Source organism: Stenotrophomonas sp. PA-6-5C, assembly GCF_021605635.1.
Taxonomy (GTDB): Bacteria; Pseudomonadota; Gammaproteobacteria; order Xanthomonadales; family Xanthomonadaceae; genus Stenotrophomonas; species Stenotrophomonas lactitubi.
On the sequence record NZ_WKEE01000004.1, the window covers coordinates 48,957 to 69,275 of the forward strand.

Here is a 20,319-nt window from a genome sequence, read left to right on the forward strand (position 1 = left end):
TTAAATTCAGGCTTCCGATCCAACAGGTTCACAAAACCGTGACCTCGGCCCGGCCGTCGCGTCACCCACTGCGCCAGTGCCTCAAGGAACGTCGGAAACGCAAACGCCGCCCTGGAAGGCGGCGTTTTTGCATTCAAATTCAATGGCTTGTGTAATCAAGCATAGGCCGGCGTGGCGTATACGACCGGGTCCGGCACCGCCGGCGAGTCGTAGGTGACCCATTCCCAGGCAGTCGCATCGGCCATCAGCGCCCGCACCAGCTTGTTGTTGAGCGCGTGGCCGGACTTGAAGCCCTCGTAGGCGCCCAGCACCTGGCCGCCGGCCAGATAGAGGTCGCCGATCGCATCGAGGATCTTGTGGCGCACGAATTCGTCGGCGTAGCGCAGGCCGTCTTCGTTGAGCACGCGGAACTCATCGAGCACGATGGCGTTGTCCATCGAACCGCCAAGGCCGAGGTTGCGCTCGCGCATGTATTCCAGGTCGCGCATGAAGCCGAAGGTGCGCGCGCGGGAAATTTCCTTGGTGTAGGCCATCGTCGAGAACTCGATTTCCTGGCGCGACTGCTTGGCCGGGATCATCGGGTGGTCGAACTGGATGGTGAAGCCCAGCTTGTACCCCTCGTACGGGGTAAAGCGGGCCATCTTGTCGCCCTCGGTCACTTCCACGGTCTTCAGCACGCGGATGAAGCGCTTGGGCGCATCCTGTTCCACGATGCCTGCCGACTGCAGCAGGAACACGAACGGGCCGGACGAACCGTCCATGATCGGCAGCTCGGCCGAGGACAGTTCGACGATGATGTTGTCCACACCCAGGCCGGCCAAGGCCGACATCAGGTGTTCGACGGTCTGGATCTTGGCGTCGTTGCAGGTCAGGCCGGTGCACAGGGTCACTTCGGTGACCAGCTCGGCCTTGGCAGGCACTTCCACTACCGGGTCCAGGTCCACGCGCCGGAACACGATGCCATGGTTGACCGGCGCCGGACGCAGGGTCATGTAGACCTTGTCGCCGCTGTGCAGGCCTACGCCGGTGGCGCGGATCGTGTTCTTGAGGGTGCGTTGCTGGATCATGGGGGGACGACCGGAAGTGACACAGTAGATTAACACGCAGGGTCCCCTACCCCGGCTGAAACGCCGGCAGGACACACCGGCGCGCCGGTAGGACGCGCGTGAAGCAGGGCGGCCGGGCCCATCCTGGCCCGGCGCCCGCGTTTTCAGGACATGGTGGCGCAACCCGGGGGGGACAAGCCCCGGGCAGCGTCGATCAGTCCGCCTGGCGGCGCAGGAACGCCGGGATGTCCAGGTAATCGTTCGGCAGTTCCGCCGCGGCCGGGGCCGAGGAGGCCGGAGCCGACGGGGTGGACGCTGCCACGCTGTCGCTGCTGGCCCGACGCAGGCCCAGGCCCATGCCGCCGACAGCCTTGGATACCGCATCGCCGCCGTTGTCGAACTCGCCGAACTCCGGCTGGCCGGTGGTGGCGTTGCGGACCAGCTTGATCGGTGCACGCTCGCCCGGACGCTGGGTCTTGCTGGCCGAGACGCGGTTCAGGCCCGTGGCGACCACGGTCACGCGCACTTCGTCCTGCATGTCCGGATCGAGCACGGTACCCACCACCACGGTCGCGTCTTCCGAAGCGAAGCCGTCGATGGTGCGGCCGATCTCGTCGAACTCGGCCATGGTGAAGTCGGCACCGGCGGTGATGTTGACCAGGATGCCGTTGGCGCCTGCCAGGTTCACATCGTCCAGCAGCGGGTTCTGGATGGCCGACTCGGCCGCGGCCTGCGCGCGGTCATCGCCGCGGGCGGTACCGGTACCCATCATCGCCAGGCCCATTTCGGACATGACGGTGCGCACGTCGGCGAAGTCGACGTTGATCAGGCCCGGACGCACGATCAGGTCGGCGATGCCCTGCACGGCGCCCTGCAGCACGTCGTTGGCGGCACGGAAGGCCTGGATCATGGTCGCGTTGCGACCCAGCACGGTGATCAGCTTCTCGTTGGGGATGGTGATCAGCGAGTCGCAGTGCTGGCTCAGTTCTTCGATGCCCTTCAGCGCGACCTGCATGCGGCGACGGCCTTCGAACGGGAACGGCTTGGTGACCACGGCCACGGTCAGGATGCCCATCTCCTTGGCCAGCTGTGCCACCACCGGCGCAGCGCCGGTACCGGTGCCACCGCCCATGCCAGCGGTGATGAACACCATGTCCGCACCCTGCAGCGCGTCCATGATGCGCTCACGGTCTTCCAGCGCAGCCTGGCGGCCGACTTCCGGATTCGCGCCTGCGCCCAGGCCCTTGGTGACATTGGTACCCAGCTGCAGCTGCAGCTTGGCACCACAATTCTTGATGGCCTGCGAGTCGGTGTTGGCGGTGATGAATTCCACGCCATCCACTGCCGAGTTGACCATGTGCGCCACGGCATTGCCGCCGCCGCCGCCCACGCCAACAACCTTGATCACCGCATTGGGTGCCATCTTTTCGATCAGTTCAAAATGCGCCATGTCCGTGTCCTCGTTGTATCCGCTTTCGATTGCATGGGCCTTCGGGCGTCCTGCCTTCGTGCTGCATGCCGTCGTTGCGGCTGTGTGGGTTATGTGTTGCCGGTGTTGCGTCGTGTTGCCGGTGTTGCAACCGGGCGAGCCCGGGTAGTGCAGGCTCCGCGTCAGAATTCGCCGCGGAACCAGGTCTTGAGTTTCTTGAACATGCTTCCAGCGCGGCCAGTCGGCAGCGACGGCCGGCGCGGATGCTCGATCTGGCTGCCCATCAGCAGCAGGCCCACGCCGGTGGCATGCACCGGGTTGCCCACCACTTCGCCCAGCCCGGTGACGTGCTGCGGGATGCCCACGCGCACCGGCATCTGCAGCATTTCCTCGGCCAGTTCGACCACGCCTTCCATCTTCGAAGCACCACCGGTCAGCACCATGCCGGCGCGCACCAGTTCCTCGAAGCCGGAGCGGCGCAGTTCGGCCTGCACCATTTCGAAGATTTCTTCGTAGCGGCCCTGCACGGCCTGCGCCAGCGCGTGGCGCGGCATGCGGCGCGGCGGACGATCACCCACCGACGGCACCTGGATGCTTTCCTCTGCGGTGGCCAGCTGGGCCAGGGCACACGCGTAGCGCACCTTGATCTGCTCGGCTTCCGGGGTCGGCGTGCGCAGCATGTGCGCGATGTCGTTGGTCACGTGGTCGCCGGCGATCGGCAGCGAGGCGGTGTGGCAGATCGCGCCCTGCACGAACACCGCGATGTCGGTGGTGCCGGCGCCCATATCGACCAGCACCACGCCCAGCTCGCGCTCGTCGGCGGTCAGCACCGCCACGCTGGAGGCCAGCGAGGACAGCACCAGGTCGTCCACCTGCAGGCCGCAGCGCTGCACGCACTTGCTGATGTTGGCGGCGGCCGACTGCGCGCACACCACCAGGTGCGCATGCACCTCCAGGCGCACGCCGGTCATGCCGACGGGATTGCGGATGCCTTCCTGCGAATCATCCAGCACGTACTCGCGCGGGATCGCATGCAGGATCTTCTGGTCGGCCGGGATCGCCACTGCCTTGGCCGCATCGAGTACGCGATCCAGGTCGCCCCAGGTCACTTCGCCGTCGCGGATCGGCACGATGCCGGGCGAGTTCTTGCACTGCACGTGGTTGCCGGAGATGGAGGCATACACCGAGCGGATCTCACAGCCGGCCATCAGCTCGGCTTCTTCAACCGCGCGCTGGATCGACTGCACGGTCGATTCGATATCCACCACCACGCCGCGCTTGAGGCCGCGCGACTCATGGGAGCCGATGCCGATCACTTCGATCGGGTTGCCCGGCGAATACTCGCCCACCAGCGCCACCACCTTGGAGGTGCCGATATCCAGGCCGACGATCAGCGATTTGTCACCCTTGCGATTCATGTTCTTTCCTGCGTCCTTCTTGCCGGGGTGCCCGGTGCATTGGCGGGGGCGGCCGGAGTGCCCCAGCTCAGCGTGAAACCATTGGTATATCGGAGGTCGGCGCGCTCGATCGGCGCGGCCTGGTTGGCCAGCTGCGGCAGCACGCGCACGAAGCGCTGCAGGCGCGAACGCGCGTCATCGCGGCCGACCACCACTTCAGTGCCGTTGCTCAGCAGCAGCGACCAGCTGCCGCGCGCGTCCATGGTCAGCCGGCGCACATCGACACCAACCGGCGCGAACAGTGCGCGCGAATCGTTGTAGAGCTTGACCACTTCTTCGGTCTGGCTGTCCGGGCCATTCAGCTCGGGCAGCTGCAGGTCGGCCAGCTTTTTCGGCGTGGGGAACAGCTTGCCCTGCTCGGACAGCAGGCGACCTTCGCCCCAGCGCGCGAACGGCTTGTGCTCGACCAGCGTCACTTCCAGCACGTCCGGCCACTGCTTGCGCACCTGCGCACTTTCCACCCACGGCAGTTTTTCCAGCGCGTCCTGCGCGTCCTGCAGCTTCACCGCGAAGAAACCGGCATGTGCATACGGCAGCAGCACCTGCTGCAGCTGTTCCGGCGGCACCCGCTTGAACTCACCGTGCACGCGCAGCTTCGCCAGCGGCCAGCGCTCGGCGCCGACCCAGCCATTGACCACGGCCACCACCGGCAGTGCAACCACCGACAGGGCCAACAGCCAGACGAAGATGCGCAGCACCGCGTTCATGCGTGCGATGCCTCCAGGGTCTGTTCCAGCACGCGCCACACCAGCTCTTCGAAGCTGATGCCGGCCTGCCCGGCCGCCTTGGGCACCAGCGAATGGCTGGTCATGCCCGGTGCGGTGTTCACTTCCAGCAGGAAGAAGCGGCCGCTGGCGCGATCACGCATCACATCCACGCGACCCCAGCCACGGCAACCGGCGGCGCGGAAGGCCGCCAGCGCGATGCGGCGGATCTCTGCTTCGTCATCGCCATCCAGGCCCGGGCACAGATACTGGGTGTCTTCGGCGATGTACTTGGCGTTGTAGTCGTACCACTGGCCCTTGGGCACGATGCGGATCGACGGCAGCGCCACATCACCCAGGATGGCGACGGTCAGTTCGTCACCGACCACCATCTGTTCCATCAGCAGCTGGCCGTCGTAGCGCGCGGCCAGGGCCACCGCTTCGTCCAGGCCGGCGTCGTCAGTGACCCGGCTGATGCCCACGCTGGAGCCTTCGTTGGCCGGCTTGACCACCACCGGCAGACCGAGCTCGGCCGCCAGCGCATGCACGGTGGACGCATCGACCTTCCGGTACTGCGGGGTCGGCAGGCCCAGCGACAGCCACACCTGCTTGGTGCGGATCTTGTCCATGCTCAAGGCCGAGCCCAGCACGTTGGAGCCGGTGTAGGGCACGCCGAACGCGTCCATCAGGCCCTGCACGATGCCGTCCTCACCACCACCGTTGTGGCCGTGCAGGATGTTGAACACGCGATCGATGCCGCCGGCCGCCAGCGCCTTGGCCAGCGCCGGAATGCCATCGATGGCAACCGCATCGACGCCGCGCGACTGCAGTGCTTCAAGTACGTTGCGGCCCGAATCCAGCGACACTTCACGTTCGCTGGAGCTGCCACCGAGCAGCACGGCAACGCGGCCGAACACGGCCGGGTCGGTGCTGCGCAGCGGCGGGAAGGTCAGCGTGCTCACGCCTCGCCCTCCGCCTTGAAACCTTCCACTGCAATGTGGCTGGCGACGGCGCCGATGTCGCCGGCACCCATCATCAGCAGCAGATCACCGTCCTGCAGCACGTCGGGCAGCACGGTGGCGAGTTCGGACGCCTTGCCGACCACCACCGGCTCGCTGCGGCCACGCGCACGGATGGCGCGGGCCAGCGCGTGCGAATCGGCACCGGCGATCGGCTCTTCACCGGCCGGGTAGACCTCGCTCAGCACCAACGCATCGACGCTCGACAGCACGGCGGCGAACTTGTCGAACTGATCGCGGGTACGGCTGTAACGGTGCGGCTGGAAGGCCACCACCAGGCGCTTGTCGGCCCAGCCGCCGCGGGCGGCGGCGAACACCGCTTCCAGCTCGCTCGGATGGTGACCGTAGTCGTCGATGATGCGGACCTTGGCGCCGCTGGCGGTGGTCACTTCGCCCAGATCGTTGAAGCGGCGACCGACGCCCGCGAAGCTGGCCAGCGCACGCGCGATCGTGTCCGGAGACACGCCCAGCTGCCAACCCACCGCCGCAGCGGCCAGCGCGTTGAGCACGTTGTGCTTGCCCGGCAGCGCCAGCACCACTTCCTGGCTGGTGCCCTGCGGCAGGCGCAGGGTGAAGCGCATGCGCGAACCCTCCTGCACCACGTTCTCGGCGCGCACGTCGGCCTGCGGGCTCATGCCGTAGCTCATCACGTGGCGCGGGGTCTTGGCGGCCAGTGCGGCCACTTCCGGATCGTCGATGCACAGTACTGCCAGGCCATAGAACGGCAGGCGCTGCAGGAACTCGGCAAACGCCGCCTGCACGCGGGCGAAGTCGTTGCCGTAGTTCTCCAGATGATCGGAATCAATGTTGGTGATGATCGACATCAACGGATTCAGGCGCAGGAAGCTGCCGTCGCTCTCATCGGCCTCGGCCACCAGCCACTGACCACCGCCGAGCTTGGCGTTGGCACCGGCCGCCAGCAGCTGGCCACCGATCACGAAGGTCGGGTCCAGCCCGCCTTCGCTCAGCACCGCAGCGGTCAGGCTGGTGGTGGTGGTCTTGCCATGGGTACCGGCCACGGCGATGCCGCGGCGGAAGCGCATCAGCTCGGCCAGCATCGCCGCGCGCGGCATGATCGGAATGCGCTGGCTGCGCGCTTCCATCAGCTCCGGGTTGTCTTCGCGGATCGCGCTGGAGACCACCACGCAGTCCGTGCCCAGCACGTTGGCAGCGGAATGGCCGCGCATGATGCGCGCGCCCAGCCCGGCCAGGCGACGGGTCGCGGCGTTGTCGGCGTTGTCCGAACCGGACACTTCGTAGCCCAGCGTCAGCATCACCTCAGCGATGCCGCTCATGCCGGTGCCGCCGATGCCGACGAAATGCACGCGCGGGAACGCGCGTACCAGATCGTTGGTGTCATGCAGGCGGCGGATCATGCGCGGCCTCGCGCAGGGCAGGCGCTGGAGCGTGCCTTCTTCATACAGCTTCCTCGAGAATGATATCGGCGATGCGCTCGGCGGCATCGACCTTGGCCAGGGCACGCGCGGCTTGCGCCATCTGCATGCGGCGGGCGGGATTTTCGGACAGATCACGCAGCAGCGCGGCAATGCCGTCTGCCAGCGTTTCGTCCTGCTTCAGCAATACGGCCGCGTCGCGCTCGACCAGGTATTCCGCATTGCGGGTCTGGTGATCGTCGACGGCGGCGGGGAATGGCACCAGCACGCTGCCGATGCCGACCGCACAGAGTTCGGCCAGCGTGGATGCGCCGGCACGGCACACCACCAGGTCGGCCCAGGCGAAGGCTTCGGCCATGTCGGCGATGAACGGCGTGATGTCAGCCTGCACGCCGGCCTTGGCATAGGCCTCGACCGCTTCGGCGTGCAGCTTCTCGCCACTCTGGTGACGCACCACCACCGGCACCTGCGCACCGACTGCGGCCAGTGCCTGCGGCACGCCACTGTTGAGGGCGCGTGCGCCCTGGCTGCCGCCCAGCACCAGCAGGCGCAGCGGACCGCTGCGATCAGCCAGCCGCTGTTCCGGCGGCGCGACGGCGGCGATTTCAGCGCGCACCGGGTTGCCCACGAACTCTTCGCGTGCAGCGAAGGTGCCCGGGAAACCAGTCAGCAGGCGGCGCGCGTAGCGCGACAGGATGCGGTTGGTCAGGCCCGGCGCGCGGTTCTGTTCGTGCACGATCAACGGCAGGCCGTGCAGGCGCGCGGCCATGCCGCCGGGGCCGGAAGCGAAGCCACCGAAGGCGACCACCGCACGCGGCTGGCGGTCACGGATGATCAGGCCGGCGGCACGCAGCGCGCGCATCAGACGCCACGGCGCAGCCAGCAGGGCCAGCTTGCCCTTGCCACGCAGACCGGTGATGGCCAGCGTATCGATGTGGATGTCGTGCTGCGGAACCAGACGGGTTTCCATTGCACCAGCGGCGCCCATCCAGGTGACCGGCACGCCACGCGCGCGCAGCACGCGGGCCACGGCGAGGCCCGGGAAGATATGCCCCCCGGTACCACCGGCCAGGATCATCACCGGCCGGGCGTTGTTCTGGACGGCGCTCATCCGAGCCTCCCGAAGGTGGGTTCGACGCGCGACTGCAGGCGGCTGGTGCCGCGCACGGCGGCCGGCTCGGCCGCAGCCGGTTCGGCGGCCATCGGCACGTTCTTTGCCACCGGTGCGGCCGAAGCCTCGGCGGCAGCCGGGCCAGCAACTTCGTCAGCAGCGCCCATGCGCACGGCCTGGCGGCGTTCGGCACGCTTCAATTCATAGGACACACGCAGCAGCAGGCCCATTGCCACACAGGTCATCAGCACCGACGAGCCACCCGACGAAATCAGCGGCAGGGTCAGGCCCTTGGTCGGTAGGATGCCCAGGTTCACGCCGATCGAAACGAAGGTCTGCATGCTGATCCACAGGCCGATGCCGAAGGCGATGTAGCCGGAGAAGTGGCGCTTCATTTCCACGCAGCGCATGCCCAGCCAGAACGTGCGGCCGACCAGTAGTGCGTACAGGGCCACGATCGTGCAGGTGCCGAGGAAGCCGAATTCCTCGGCAGTGACCGAGAAGATGAAGTCGGTGTGCGCCTCGGGCAGGTAGTACAGCTTCTGCACCGAGTTGCCCAGGCCGACGCCGGTCCACTCACCGCGGCCCACCGCCATCAGCGCGTTGGACAGCTGGTAGCCGTCGCCCTGCTGGTCGGCCCACGGGTCGAGGAAGGAGGTGATGCGGCGCATGCGGTACGGCTCGATGATCGCCAGCGCGCTCATGCCGACCAGGCCGATCACCACCGGCATCGACATGCGCGGCATGTTCACCCCGCCCAGCACCAGCATGCCGGCGGTGATCGCCAGCAACAGGGTGGATGAGCCGAAGTCCGGCTGCAGCAGCAGCAGTACCACCAGCGCACCGGCCACGCCCAGCGGCTTGAGCATCGCCGGCCAGGTGGCGTTGACCTCGTCGCGGAAGCGCACCAGGTAGCTGGACAGCCAGACGATGTAGAGCACCTTCACCGCTTCGACCGTCTGGAACTTGGAGATGCCCAGGTTGATCCAGCGGCGGGCACCGTTGACGCTGCTGCCCAGGCCGGGAACGAACACCACCACCAGCAGCGCGAAGCAGCCCAGCAGCAGCATCTGGTTGTACTGCTCGATGGTCTTCAGCTCGGTGCGCGCGGCCATGATCGCCAGCACGATGCCGACCGCCAGGAAGATCAGGTGGCGGTTGAGGTAGTAGAACGGGCTGCTCATCAACGCGATCGAGCTGGACGCGACCATCACCACGCCCAGCCCGGTGAGCGCGATCATCGCGCCGAGCAGCCACTTGTCGTAGCTGCCACCGATGGCCTCAAGGCGTGTTGCCTGGTGCGACAGGTCATTCATCAGCGTACCTTCAACGTGGCCAGGCCGATCAGCACCAGCACGACGGAGATGATCCAGAAGCGCACGATCACGCGCGGCTCCGGCCAGCCCTTCAGCTCGAAGTGGTGATGGATCGGCGCCATGCGGAACACGCGCTTGCCGGTCAGCTTGAACGAGGCGACCTGGATCATCACCGACAGCGTTTCGATGACGAATACGCCGCCCATGATCACCAGCACCAGTTCCTGGCGGGTGATCACTGCGATGGTGCCCAGCACCGCGCCCAGCGACAGCGCGCCGATATCACCCATGAACACCATGGCCGGATAGGTGTTGAACCAGAGGAAGCCCAGCCCTGCACCCGCAATCGCGGCGCAGATGATGACCAGCTCACCGGCGCCCGGAATCTGCGGGATCTGCAGGTAGTTGGCGAACACGGCGTTGCCCGAGGCATAGGCGAACACGCCCAGCGCACAGGCCACCAGCACGGTCGGCATGATCGCCAGCCCATCCAGGCCGTCGGTCAGGTTGACCGCGTTGGAGAAGCCGACGATCCAGAAGTAGGCGATGGCCACGAAGCCGATGCCGGCCAGCGGCAGCGCCACCGACTTGAACATGGGGATATAGAAGGTCAGCGCCGCCGGCACGTCAGCGGTCTGGAACAGGAAGATGCCTGCAGCCAGGCCGAAGATCGACTGCAGCAGGTACTTCCAGCGCGACTTCAGGCCGTTCGGGTCGCGACGGACGATCTTGATCCAGTCGTCGTACCAGCCGATGGCACCGAAGCACAGCATCACCGCCAGCACCAGCCACACGTAGCGGTTGCGCAGGTCAGCCCACATCAGCACCGACAGGGTGACGGTGAGCAGGATCAGTGAACCGCCCATGGTCGGCGTACCGGCCTTGGAGAAATGGGTCTGCGGACCATCGGTCCGGATCGGCTGGCCGCCCTTGAACTGGGCAAGCTTGCGGATCATCGCCGGGCCGAGCCACAGCGACAGGAACAGCGCCGTCAACGCGGCAAGGATGGCGCGGAACGTCTGGTAGTTGAACAGCCCGAACAGGCTCTCCAACTGCTGCAACCATCGAGCCAGTTCATACAACATGCGGGGATTCCTCTCCTTGCGCCAGCAGCGCTTTGACAATCGTGTCCATGGCGCTGCCACGGGAACCCTTGACCAGGCAGCGCACGCCGGCGTGCAGCTCGTCCTTCAGCGCCTGCGACAGCGCGTCATGGGTGGTGAAATGGCGTCCGCCCTCGCCAAACGCGGCGGCAGCGGCGGCACTGAGCGGGCCCAGTGCATACAGGCGCTTGAGGCCGGCGGCACGCGCGCGGATACCCGCCTGTGCATGCAGCGCCTCGGCATCGGGGCCCAGCTCGCGCATGTCGCCCAGCACCAGCCAGCCCTCTTCCGGTGCGGCGGCCAGCGCGTCGATGGCGGCGGCCAGCGAACCGGGGTTGGCGTTGTAGCTGTCGTCCACCAGCACCGCGCCGTTGTGCAGCTGATGGGCGATCTGGCGGCCCGGCACCGGCTGTGCTTCGGCCAGGCCGGTAGCCACCAGTGACAGCTCGATGCCAGCGGCAAGCGCCAGGCTGGCGGCGGCCAGTGCATTGCTGATGTTGTGGCGGCCCGGCAGACCCAGCACCACGCCCGCCTCGCCCATCGGCGTGACCAGGGTGAAGCGGCTGCCCTGCGCACCGGCGCGGATGTCGCGCGCGGTGACGTCGGCGGTGTGTTCCAGACCATAGCGCAGCACCCGGCAACGTGCCGGGGTACCGATGAAATGCTGTTCGAACCAGCGCCCGTAGGCATCGTCGACATTGATCACCGCCACGCCATCGGCCGGCAGTGCGGCGTAGATCGCGCCCTTGGTCACGGCAACGCCGAGCAAGCTGCCCATCCGCTCCAGGTGGGCCGGGGCGATGTTGTTGACCAGGGCATAGCGCGGGCGCGCGATGTCGGTCAGGTAAGCGATGTCGCCCGGCTTGCCGGCGCCCATCTCGTAGACGGCGTAGTCGGCATCTTCCGGGGCGTCGATCACTGCCAGCGGCAGGCCGATCTCGTTGTTGCGGTTGCCCGGGTTGGCGTAGACCACCTTGTGTGCGTGCTGGGCCACCTGCTGCAGGATCGCCAGCAGCAGGCTCTTCACACTGGTCTTGCCGTTGCTGCCGGTGATGGCGAACAGTTCGGTGGCACGGTCGCGCTGCATGCCGGCGGCGATCTTCGCCAGCGCGCGCTCGCTGTCGGCCACCAGCACCTGCGGCAGGTCCAGCGGCAGCAGGCGCTCGACCAGCAGCGCGCTGGCGCCACGTGCCTGCGCGTCGGCGGCGAAGTCATGGCCGTCGAAGCGTTCGCCCCGCAGCGCCACGTACAGGCTGCCCGGGCCAAGGCTGCGGGTATCGTTGCTGATGGCATCGATGGCCACGTCGTCGCCGTGGATCTCGCCACCGGCCCAATGGGCGATCAGCGAAAGCAGGGTGCGCTTCATGCCGCGCCCTCCCCGGCCTGCGCTGCAAGCACACCGACCTTGGCGGCCAGTGCAGCAGCGGCCACTTCGGTGTCGTCGAAATCATGGCGCACGCCATTCACTTCCTGGTACGGCTCATGGCCCTTGCCGGCAATCAGGATGATGTCGCCGTCACCGGCACGCTTCACCGCCAGGCCGATCGCGCGCGCGCGGTTGCGCTGCACGGTCACGGTGGAGGCATCAGCGAAGCCGGCCAGGATATCGGCCACGATCACGTCGCCATCTTCACCACGCGGGTTGTCGTCGGTGACGATGACCTGGTTGGCCAGTCGTTCGGCAATCGCAGCCATTTGCGGGCGCTTGCCGGTATCGCGCTCGCCACCGCAGCCGAACACGCAGAACAGCGTGCCCTGCAGGTGGCCGTGCAGGCTGTCCAGCGCCTGCTCCAGCGCGTCGGGGGTGTGTGCGTAATCAACCACCACGGTCGGCAGGCCGTCTTCGCCGCCGAGGCGGTTCATGCGGCCACGGATCGGCTGCAGCGCCGACAGCACCTCGGCGATGCGCGGCAGCGGATGCCCCAGCGCGTGCAGGCTGCCCGCCACGGCCAGCAGGTTGTCCACGTTGAAGCGGCCCAGCAGCGGCGACTGCACCGCAGCGCGCTGGCCGTCGATGATCAGCTCGAAACCGATGCCGCGGCCATCCAGCTGCAGTGCGTCGGCGCGCACGTTGGCGCCGTCGGCACCGCGCGAGCTCAGGCCGATCGCCTGCACGCCCGCCGGCAGGCCGACGAACAGCTGGCGACCAAATGCATCGTCAAGATTGATCACCGCCGCCTTCAGGCCCGGACGATGGAACAACCGCGCCTTGGCCGCGCCGTAGCTGGCCATGTCGCCGTGGTAATCGAGGTGATCGCGGGTGAGATTGGTGAACACCGCCACGTCGTAGTGCACGGCATCCACGCGACCCTGGTCCAGCGCATGCGAGCTGACTTCCATCGCCACCGCACGCGCGCCGTCGTCGCGCAGCTGTGCCAGCAGTGCATGCATCTGCAGCACCAGCGGCGTGGTGAAACCGGTCGGCTCGACGGCACCATAAAGTCCGGCGCCCAACGTGCCGATACTGCCACTGGGCGTACCGAGCAGATGCCAGGCCTGGGCCAGCAGCTGCACGGTGGAGGTCTTGCCGTTGGTACCGGTCACGCCAACCATGGTCATCGCACGCGAAGGCGCGCCATGGAACTGGTCGGCCATCGCACCCAGCCGCGCACGCAGGTCCGGCACGGCGATGGCATCGGCCGGTGCAGGCAGTTCGGCGGGCGCCGGTGCTTCGAACAGGATGGCGCCGGCGCCGGCTGCGCGCGCCTGCTCGACAAAGCCCAGGCCATGCGCGCCGAAACCGGCGATGGCGACGAAGGCATTGCCGGGGCGCACGGCACGGCTGTCCAGCACCAGGCCGGTCAGAACGGGATCATGGCCCGCCAGGGCCACGTCCGGAAGCAACTGCGAAAGCAACATCGAAGGACTCATTGCGTGCCTCCCGTAGCGGGTGGCACATGGGGTTGCGCGCTGGGCAGCGCGGCATCGAATTCAGCGGCGGCATCCACCGGCAGTGCGGCTTCGGCCGGCGGCACCGGCAGTACCGACGCCGAATGGCCGATCTTTCCGGACTGCTGCGCAGCCAGCCACGACTGCAGGTCGTCCAGCGGCACGTCCATCAGGCGCAGGGTGCCTTCCATCACGTTGTGATAGACCGGCGCCGACACCAGGCCGCCGAAGAACTTGCCGCCCTGCGGGTCGTTGATGACGATGACGGTGGCAAACCGCGGATTGGTGGCCGGCACCACGCCGGCGAACAGCGCGTTGTAGTGGCCACGCTCGTAACCGCCAGGGCCGGTCTTGCGCGCGGTACCGGTCTTGCCGGCCACGCGATAACCCAGCACCGCCGCCTGCTTGGCGCCGCCTTGGGTGACCACCGTTTCCATCATCGCCACCACCTGCTTGGCGACGTTCTCGTCGATGATCTGCTGGCCTTCGTTGCGCTGGCCTTTGACGAAGGTCGGTGCGATCAGGCGTCCGCCGTTGGCCAGCGCCGAATACGCGGTGGCGATCTGCAACGGCGTGACATTCAGGCCATAGCCGTAGGACATGGTGGTCTTGGTGGTGCCCGACCAGCGGGCCGGACGCAGTACCACGCCACCCGACTCGCCCGGGAAGCCGCTGTGCGGTACCGAGCCGTAGCCGAAGCGGCGCACACCGTCGTAGAACACCTGGTCGGGCATTTTCGCTGCGACCTTGGCCGCACCCACGTTCGAGCTGCGGGTGATCACGCCGGTGACGTTCAGCACGCCGTTGTTGCGCGGCACGTCGCGGATGGTGAAACGCCCCAGGGTCATATAGCCCGGGTTGGTGTCGATGACGGTGTCCTTGGTCACCGCACCGGCCTGCAGCGCGGTGGCGATGGTCAACGGCTTCATCGTCGAACCCGGCTCGACCAGATCGGTGACCGCGCGGTTGCGGCGGGTGTCCGGGGCCGCGCCGCCCACAGAATTGGGGTTGTAGGTCGGCAGGTTGACCATGGCCAGGATCTCGCCGGTGGTCACGTCCATGATCACCATCGAACCGCCGGCCGCCTTGTTGGCCACCAGCGCGTTGCGCAGTTCCTTGAAGGCCAGGTACTGGATGCGGCGGTCGATGCTGAGGGTCAGGTCCTTGCCCGGCTCGGCGGCATGCAGCAGGTCGCTCTCGACCGTCTCGCCTTTGCGGTTGCGGATCACCCGCTTGCCGCCGGGCTTGCCGCGCAGCCATTCGTCGAAGGCCAGCTCCAGGCCCTCCTGGCCGCGGTCGTCGATGTTGGTGAAGCCCAGCACGTGCGCCATCGCTTCACCCTGCGGGTAGAAGCGGCGGAACTCGCGCTGTGCCGCCACGCCCGGAATCTTCAGTGCGACTACGCGCTCTGCCTCGTCCGGATTGATCCGGCGACGCAGGTACATGAATTCCTTGTCCGACTTCTGCGACAGGCGGCTGCTCAGCTCGTCCACCGACATGCCCACCGCCTGTGCCAGCTCGGGGATGCGCTCGGGCGAACGCAGCAGGTCCTGCGGGTTGACCCAGATCGAGGCGACCGGCGTGGACACCGCCAGCGGCTCGCCGTTGCGGTCGGTGATCATGCCGCGCGAGGTCTTGATCGGCAGTTCGCGCAGGTACCGCGCTTCGCCCTGGCGCTGGTAGAAGTCGCTGTTGATGATCTGCACGTAGGCGGCACGACCGACCAGTGACACCGAGCACAGGCCGAGTGCCAGGGCCACCCAGCGCAGGCGCTGGCGCAGGTTGAAGGCGTTGCGGGGACGGTTGCGGCCGGTCTTGCTCATGGGCGCACCACCACGACGTCGGCGGCCTCGGGGAACTTCATGCCGAGCTTTTCGCGGGCGATGCTGTCGACCCGGTTGGCCTCGGCCAGGGTCGCCTGCTCCAGCTGCAGGCGGCCGAATTCGATGTTCAGGTCATCACGCGCACGCTCGGCGCGCGACAGCTCGATGAACGTCTGCCGGTGACGGTGACGCACGAACACGACGCCGATCGCCGAGGCCACGGTGCAGGCCAGCAGGATGATCAGCAGCAGCCGGCTCATGCATCGGCCTCCCGCTTCTGGGCCACACGCAGCACGGCGCTGCGGGCGCGCGGGTTCATCGCCAGCTCTTCGTCGGTGGCCTTGATGGCGCCGCCGATCAGGTCCAGCGTCGGCACGAACACCTGCGCTTCGGGCAGCCGGCGGTTGGCCGGCGGTGCCTTGGCCAGGCGGTTCATGTACTGCTTGACGATGCGGTCTTCCAGCGAGTGGAAGCTGATCACCGCCAAGCGGCCACCGGGCTTCAGGCGCTCCACCGCCGCGTCCAGGCCAGCTTCAAGGTCGGCCAGTTCGCGGTTGATGTGGATGCGGATGGCCTGGAAGCTGCGCGTGGCCGGGTGGATCTTGTCCTTGCCACGCGGCATCACCGAGGCGATCAGCTCGGCCAGTTCGGCGGTGCGGGTAAACGGCTGCTTCTCACGGCGGGCCACGATGGCGCGGGCGATGCGCCGGCTCTGCCGCTCTTCGCCGTAGGTCCACAGCACATCGGCGATCTCACGATCTTCCACGCGGTTGATCCACTGCGCAGCGCTTTCGCCACTGTCCGGGTCCATGCGCATGTCCAGCGGGCCGTCCTTGCCGAAGCTGAAACCACGCTCGGCGACATCCAGCTGCGGCGAGGACACGCCAAGATCGAACAGCACGCCATCCAGGCCTTCGGCGGTCTCGTTCCACTGCAGCAGCTGGGCGAAGCTGCCGCGGAAGATCGACACGCGCGGGTCCGGCGCGAAATCGCGCTCGGCAACGGCAATGGCTTCCGGATCCTTGTCCATGACCAGCAGGCGTCCCTCGGGACCGAGCTGGGTGAGCACGCCACGTGCATGACCGCCACGACCGAACGTGCCATCCAGATAACGTCCGTTTTCGATCACCCTCAGGCCTTCCAGGACCTGGGTGTACAGGACCGGCAGATGCACCGCCGGCGACTGCGACACCGGAAGGTGACCGGTCTGCGCTTCTGGGCGCATCCGGGCACCCCGGCTCACAACTTCAGGTCGAGCAACCCATCACCCAGATCCTCATCAGACAACGTCTGCTGGATCAGGGCCCGATGCGCCTGCTCGCTCCACAATTCGAATTTGTCGCCCATACCGAGCAATACCGCCTTCTTCTCAATGCCCACCGCACCGCGGTGGCTGGCGGGAATGCTGATGCGACCGTTGCCGTCCAGCTCCAGGTGGGCGGCTGAACCGACCAGCTTCTGCTGCAGCAGACGTACGACGCGCTGTGTGTTGGGTTTGGACATGACGTCGTCGCGTACCCGCTCCCATTCCGACTCGGCATACAGCCACAGGCAGCCCGATTCGAAGGGGTTGTAGGTCAGCACGAGACGGTTGTTGCTGACGCGCGCAACCAGGTCGCGGTGAGCGGTGGGAACCGCCATGCGTCCTTTGTCGTCAACTGTGATGGCCGTCTCGCCCTGGAACACGACGCCTGCACCTTATCCTTCGCCCGGTGAAACATTGAACCACGAAAATCCACAAAACACCCGGATTTCCCTCTGATGCCCACCTTAGCAGCGGCCCAAGGGTTGTCAACAACTTTTCAGCAGGGAAATCGCCAGCCGCATCAATGGCTTGCAACAATGTTTAGAGAGTTGTTCAAGGTTTATCCACAAGTTGCTGATCCGTCTCAATTTTTGAGATTGAACGGAAGTTCAGGGGTGTGGAGGCCGCGTGAAACATGGCCTGCGCATTCATCCAGAACGGCCCGGAAGCGACGCCGCTCTGCGCAAACCGGGCACAATGGCCCCATGTGCCTGCTTGCTCTTGGCTGGCTGCACCACCCGCGCTGGCGGTTGGTCATGGCCGGCAACCGTGATGAGTTCCACGCCCGCCCGACCGCGGCCCTGGCCCCTTGGCAGGATGAGACGTCCGTCATCGGCGGGCGCGACCTGCGCTCCGGCGGCGGCTGGGCCGGCGTCGGTGCCGGCGGCCGGATGGCGGTGGTGACAAACGTGCGCGATCCGCAGGCGTCCCAGACCGGGCCATCCCGTGGTGCCCTGGTGGCCGACTACCTGCGTGGCCGCGATCCGGCGGGTACGCATATAGAACGTCTGGCCGGAATCTCCGCGGCCTACGCCCCGTTCAACCTGCTGCTGGCCGATGGCAACAGCCTGGAGTACCTGGGCAACCACCCGGCCGAGCGGCAGACGCTTGGCCCCGGCGTACATGGCATGTCCAATGGCGCCATCGACGCGCCCTGGCCGAAGACCCGACGGTTGATGGACGCACTATCGGCCTGGCTGGCGGCCGACGCCGGCTCGCTTGCCCCACTCTGGAATGCTCTGGCCGACGAACATCGCCCGGCCGACAGCGCCCTTCCCGATACCGGCATCGGCCTGGAGCGCGAACGCTGGCTCAGCCCCGCCTTCATCCGTGGCGACGATTACGGCACCCGCGCCAGCACCGTGCTGCTGATTGACGCGAACGGCCACGGCGAAATCCATGAACGTCGCTTTGGACCGCAAGGTGTACCCAGCGGACAGAGTCACGTCATTTTCTGACTGCAAGGGTAGTGCCGGCCGCTGGCCGGCAACCTCTACCTCTACGGGCAGGTCACGCGCCTGACAGCCAGCGGCCGGCACTACCAGCGGCCGGCGTGTCGTGTTCTCCATCAAATGGGGCGTCGACGGGACAGACCAAACGCGTCATTCAGCTTCCGGGCGCGACCAATACACGCCTCTGCCACAAGGGTTGCAGCACCACAGGCACCCCGCTGTGCCCTTTTCGCTTTCGGCACTGTGTCTATAAATGTCGCCCTCAGCCTCCCAAGGTGGTCCTGCCCGGCGCCATGCCGCGCGATCCACACCCACAAGGAGGCCCCATGCGCCGCATCCTCATCCTGCTCGCCACCCACGTACTCACCCTCGGCCTTGGCTTCGGCCTTGGCGTGTATTTCCTGCCCATCCTGATCGCCCCCGACGATCCGCCGGTCGAGCAGGTACAGACCGCGATGGCCGACGCCACTTACCACACCACCTTCCGTCGCGACCTCAAAGGCAGTGATGCGGTGCATTGGGCCGAAGGCAAGGTCAGCGTCAGCGCCCGCCAGGTCGCCTTCGACGGCAAGATGGGCCCGGGCCCGGACTACAAGGTGTACCTGGTCCACGACTTCGTCGACAACAAGGCCGACTTCCTGAAGATCAAGGACAAGGCCCAGCGTATCGGCGAGGTCAAGACCTTCAACCGCTTCCTGGTGGATGTGCCGGCCAACGTGGACGTGGACGAGTTCACCACCGTAGTGGTGTGGTGCGAGCGCTTCTCGCAGTTCATTTCCGCCGGGCAGTACCGGAAGCCGGGCTGAGGCCGGCACCGGATTCCGGGTGCCGGCCAGCGGCCGGCACTACCAAGTAGATCCACGCCATGCGTGGATGGAATGAAGGGGCGGAGCCGGCCGATAAGCCGGGTTCTGTCGTGGACAGTCATTCCTCTAGGCGTTACGTCGCCGCAACGCTCAAGCAACCTACCCGGATCCAACGCGGGCCGCGCCAATGGATCCCTATTTGGTCTTGCTCCAGGTGGGGTTTGCCGTACCGGTCTGTTGCCAGACTCGCGGTGCGCTCTTACCGCACCATTTCACCCTTACCGGCCTTCCGAAGAAGACGTAGGCGGTATCTTTCTGTTGCACTTTCCGTCGGCTTGCGCCGCCCAGGCGTTACCTGGCACCTTGCCCTATGGAGCCCGGACTTTCCTCGGCATCCCCGAAGGGATGACGCGACTGTCTGGCCGACTCCGCCGCGCGCATTCTACCGCACGTGGACCGGCCCTGCCGGGTTGATTACGGCGCGCGGTTCATCCATCCACGCATGGCGTGGATCTACTACGCCTCGGGCTTTCCTCATCCACGCATGGCGTGGATGTGCAGTAGAGCCACGCCATGCGTGGCTGTGATTCACCCAACGCCGCTCAACTACCGTACAACGCCTTGCGCGGCGCACCGGTCATTTCGGCCGCCAGCTTGGCCGCGGTCGACGGCGGCAGGTGCTCGCTCAGCTTGGCGTAGACCTGACGGCCATGGGCCAGCTGCGCCTCGGCATCATCGCCAGCGCCCTGCACCATCACCACGAACTCGCCCTTGCGCTGGTTGTCGTCCGCTTCCACCTGCGCCAGCAGCCCGGCCAGGTCGCCATCCAGCACGGTCTCGAACAGCTTGGTCAGCTCACGCGCCAGCACGGCCGGGCGTTCGCCGCCAAAGATCGCCGCCATGTCGGCCAGGGATTCGGTAATGCGGTGCGAGGATTCGTAGAACACCATCGTGCGCACTTCGCCGGCCAACCCCTGCAGGCGATCGCGGCGGCCACTGGCCTTGGCCGGCAGGAAGCCCTCGAAGGTGAAGCGATCACTGGGCAGGCCGGCCACGCTCAACGCGGCAATGGCGGCGCAGGCGCCGGGAATCGGGCTGACCTTGATGCCGGCCGCGCGCGCGGCACGCACCAGGCGGAAGCCCGGATCGCTGACCAGCGGGGTGCCGGCATCGCTGACCAGCGCCAGCGACTCACCCGCCTGCAGGCGCGCCACCAGGCGCTGGGCCAAGGCCTCTTCGTTGTGCTCGTGCAGGGCCACCAGCGGCTGCTGGATGCCGAAATGGGACAGCAGCTGGCCGCTGCGGCGGGTGTCCTCGGCGCAGATGGCCGCCACCGAACGCAGCACTTCCTGCGCGCGCGGGCTCAGATCGGCCAGGTTGCCGATCGGCGTGGCGACGACATACAGGGTTGGGACACTCATTTCAGCGGTACTCACGGGGCAAGGGTAGAATCCTAGCGTGTACC

The 20,319-nt window shown here is 66.9% G+C and carries 17 protein-coding genes, 1 other RNA gene and 1 pseudogene; 2 read left to right on the forward strand and 17 right to left on the reverse strand.

The features are described from left to right. Positions 1-155: 155 nt before the first annotated feature. From lpxC to mraZ, 15 genes and pseudogenes are all read right to left on the reverse strand, one after another. Positions 156-1,067: a UDP-3-O-acyl-N-acetylglucosamine deacetylase gene (lpxC, locus tag GIW57_RS02560; RefSeq protein WP_025876575.1), complete on the reverse strand. Its 912-nt coding sequence runs from the start codon at positions 1,065-1,067 to the stop codon at positions 156-158. A 193-nt stretch (positions 1,068-1,260) separates the two neighbouring features. After that, positions 1,261-2,496 (reverse strand): cell division protein FtsZ, encoded by a 1,236-nt coding sequence (ftsZ, locus tag GIW57_RS02565; protein WP_025876577.1) that lies wholly within the window; start codon positions 2,494-2,496, stop codon positions 1,261-1,263. 161 nt (positions 2,497-2,657) lie between these two features. Continuing rightward, positions 2,658-3,893 (reverse strand): cell division protein FtsA, encoded by a 1,236-nt coding sequence (gene ftsA, locus GIW57_RS02570; protein WP_025876580.1) that lies wholly within the window; start codon positions 3,891-3,893, stop codon positions 2,658-2,660. A 68-nt stretch (positions 3,894-3,961) separates the two neighbouring features. Further along, positions 3,962-4,639: pseudogene (locus GIW57_RS02575) on the reverse strand (cell division protein FtsQ/DivIB); the annotation flags it as partial. Next, positions 4,636-5,598 carry a D-alanine--D-alanine ligase gene (locus GIW57_RS02580; protein ID WP_089238779.1) on the reverse strand — a complete coding sequence of 321 codons (963 nt, stop codon included), beginning with the start codon at positions 5,596-5,598 and terminating at the stop codon, positions 4,636-4,638. The pseudogene GIW57_RS02575 and the gene GIW57_RS02580, both read right to left, overlap by 4 nt. Then, positions 5,595-7,031 carry a UDP-N-acetylmuramate--L-alanine ligase gene (gene murC / locus GIW57_RS02585; protein WP_100462921.1) on the reverse strand — a complete coding sequence of 479 codons (1,437 nt, stop codon included), beginning with the start codon at positions 7,029-7,031 and terminating at the stop codon, positions 5,595-5,597. The genes GIW57_RS02580 and murC overlap by 4 nt, the downstream gene beginning before the upstream one ends. Positions 7,032-7,071: 40 nt before the next feature. Continuing rightward, positions 7,072-8,160: an undecaprenyldiphospho-muramoylpentapeptide beta-N-acetylglucosaminyltransferase gene (gene murG, locus GIW57_RS02590; protein WP_100462920.1), complete on the reverse strand. Its 1,089-nt coding sequence runs from the start codon at positions 8,158-8,160 to the stop codon at positions 7,072-7,074. Next, complete coding sequence (gene ftsW, locus GIW57_RS02595) at positions 8,157-9,476, reverse strand: putative lipid II flippase FtsW (RefSeq protein ID WP_100462919.1); 1,320 nt, start codon at positions 9,474-9,476, stop codon at positions 8,157-8,159. Before ftsW ends, murG begins: the two co-directional genes overlap by 4 nt. Continuing rightward, a complete protein-coding gene (gene mraY, locus GIW57_RS02600; RefSeq protein WP_025876592.1) occupies positions 9,476-10,561 on the reverse strand; it encodes a phospho-N-acetylmuramoyl-pentapeptide-transferase in 1,086 nt (361 codons plus the stop codon). The genes ftsW and mraY overlap by 1 nt, the downstream gene beginning before the upstream one ends. Then, a complete protein-coding gene (gene murF, locus GIW57_RS02605; RefSeq protein ID WP_100551563.1) occupies positions 10,551-11,945 on the reverse strand; it encodes a UDP-N-acetylmuramoyl-tripeptide--D-alanyl-D-alanine ligase in 1,395 nt (464 codons plus the stop codon). The genes mraY and murF overlap by 11 nt, the downstream gene beginning before the upstream one ends. Next, positions 11,942-13,450, reverse strand: coding sequence for a UDP-N-acetylmuramoyl-L-alanyl-D-glutamate--2,6-diaminopimelate ligase (locus tag GIW57_RS02610; RefSeq protein ID WP_100462917.1), 1,509 nt, complete (start codon positions 13,448-13,450; stop codon positions 11,942-11,944). The genes murF and GIW57_RS02610 overlap by 4 nt, the downstream gene beginning before the upstream one ends. Beyond that, on the reverse strand, positions 13,447-15,291 hold the full coding sequence (locus tag GIW57_RS02615; RefSeq protein WP_236509085.1) for a penicillin-binding protein 2: 1,845 nt from the start codon (positions 15,289-15,291) through the stop codon (positions 13,447-13,449). Before GIW57_RS02615 ends, GIW57_RS02610 begins: the two co-directional genes overlap by 4 nt. Beyond that, entirely contained in the window at positions 15,288-15,551 is a 264-nt protein-coding gene (gene ftsL / locus GIW57_RS02620) for a cell division protein FtsL (protein WP_025876599.1), read from the reverse strand. Before ftsL ends, GIW57_RS02615 begins: the two co-directional genes overlap by 4 nt. Next, a complete protein-coding gene (gene rsmH / locus GIW57_RS02625) occupies positions 15,548-16,516 on the reverse strand; it encodes a 16S rRNA (cytosine(1402)-N(4))-methyltransferase RsmH (protein ID WP_229978800.1) in 969 nt (322 codons plus the stop codon). The genes ftsL and rsmH overlap by 4 nt, the downstream gene beginning before the upstream one ends. A gap of 14 nt (positions 16,517-16,530) precedes the next feature. Then, positions 16,531-16,977 (reverse strand): division/cell wall cluster transcriptional repressor MraZ, encoded by a 447-nt coding sequence (mraZ, locus tag GIW57_RS02630; protein ID WP_025876601.1) that lies wholly within the window; start codon positions 16,975-16,977, stop codon positions 16,531-16,533. A 324-nt stretch (positions 16,978-17,301) separates the two neighbouring features. Between mraZ and GIW57_RS02635 the strand changes: the two genes are divergently transcribed. Both GIW57_RS02635 and GIW57_RS02640 read left to right on the forward strand, forming a co-directional pair. Continuing rightward, positions 17,302-18,054 carry an NRDE family protein gene (locus GIW57_RS02635; protein WP_236509086.1) on the forward strand — a complete coding sequence of 251 codons (753 nt, stop codon included), beginning with the start codon at positions 17,302-17,304 and terminating at the stop codon, positions 18,052-18,054. A gap of 320 nt (positions 18,055-18,374) precedes the next feature. Next, on the forward strand, positions 18,375-18,854 hold the full coding sequence (locus GIW57_RS02640; protein WP_236509087.1) for a DM13 domain-containing protein: 480 nt from the start codon (positions 18,375-18,377) through the stop codon (positions 18,852-18,854). Between the two features lie 78 nt (positions 18,855-18,932). Here the strand turns inward: GIW57_RS02640 and rnpB are convergent. Both rnpB and rsmI read right to left on the reverse strand, forming a co-directional pair. Continuing rightward, positions 18,933-19,284, reverse strand: an RNA gene (rnpB, locus tag GIW57_RS02645) — RNase P RNA component class A. Positions 19,285-19,456: 172 nt separating this feature from the next. Next, positions 19,457-20,275: a 16S rRNA (cytidine(1402)-2'-O)-methyltransferase gene (rsmI, locus tag GIW57_RS02650; RefSeq protein WP_089238759.1), complete on the reverse strand. Its 819-nt coding sequence runs from the start codon at positions 20,273-20,275 to the stop codon at positions 19,457-19,459. Positions 20,276-20,319: the final 44 nt, after the last annotated feature.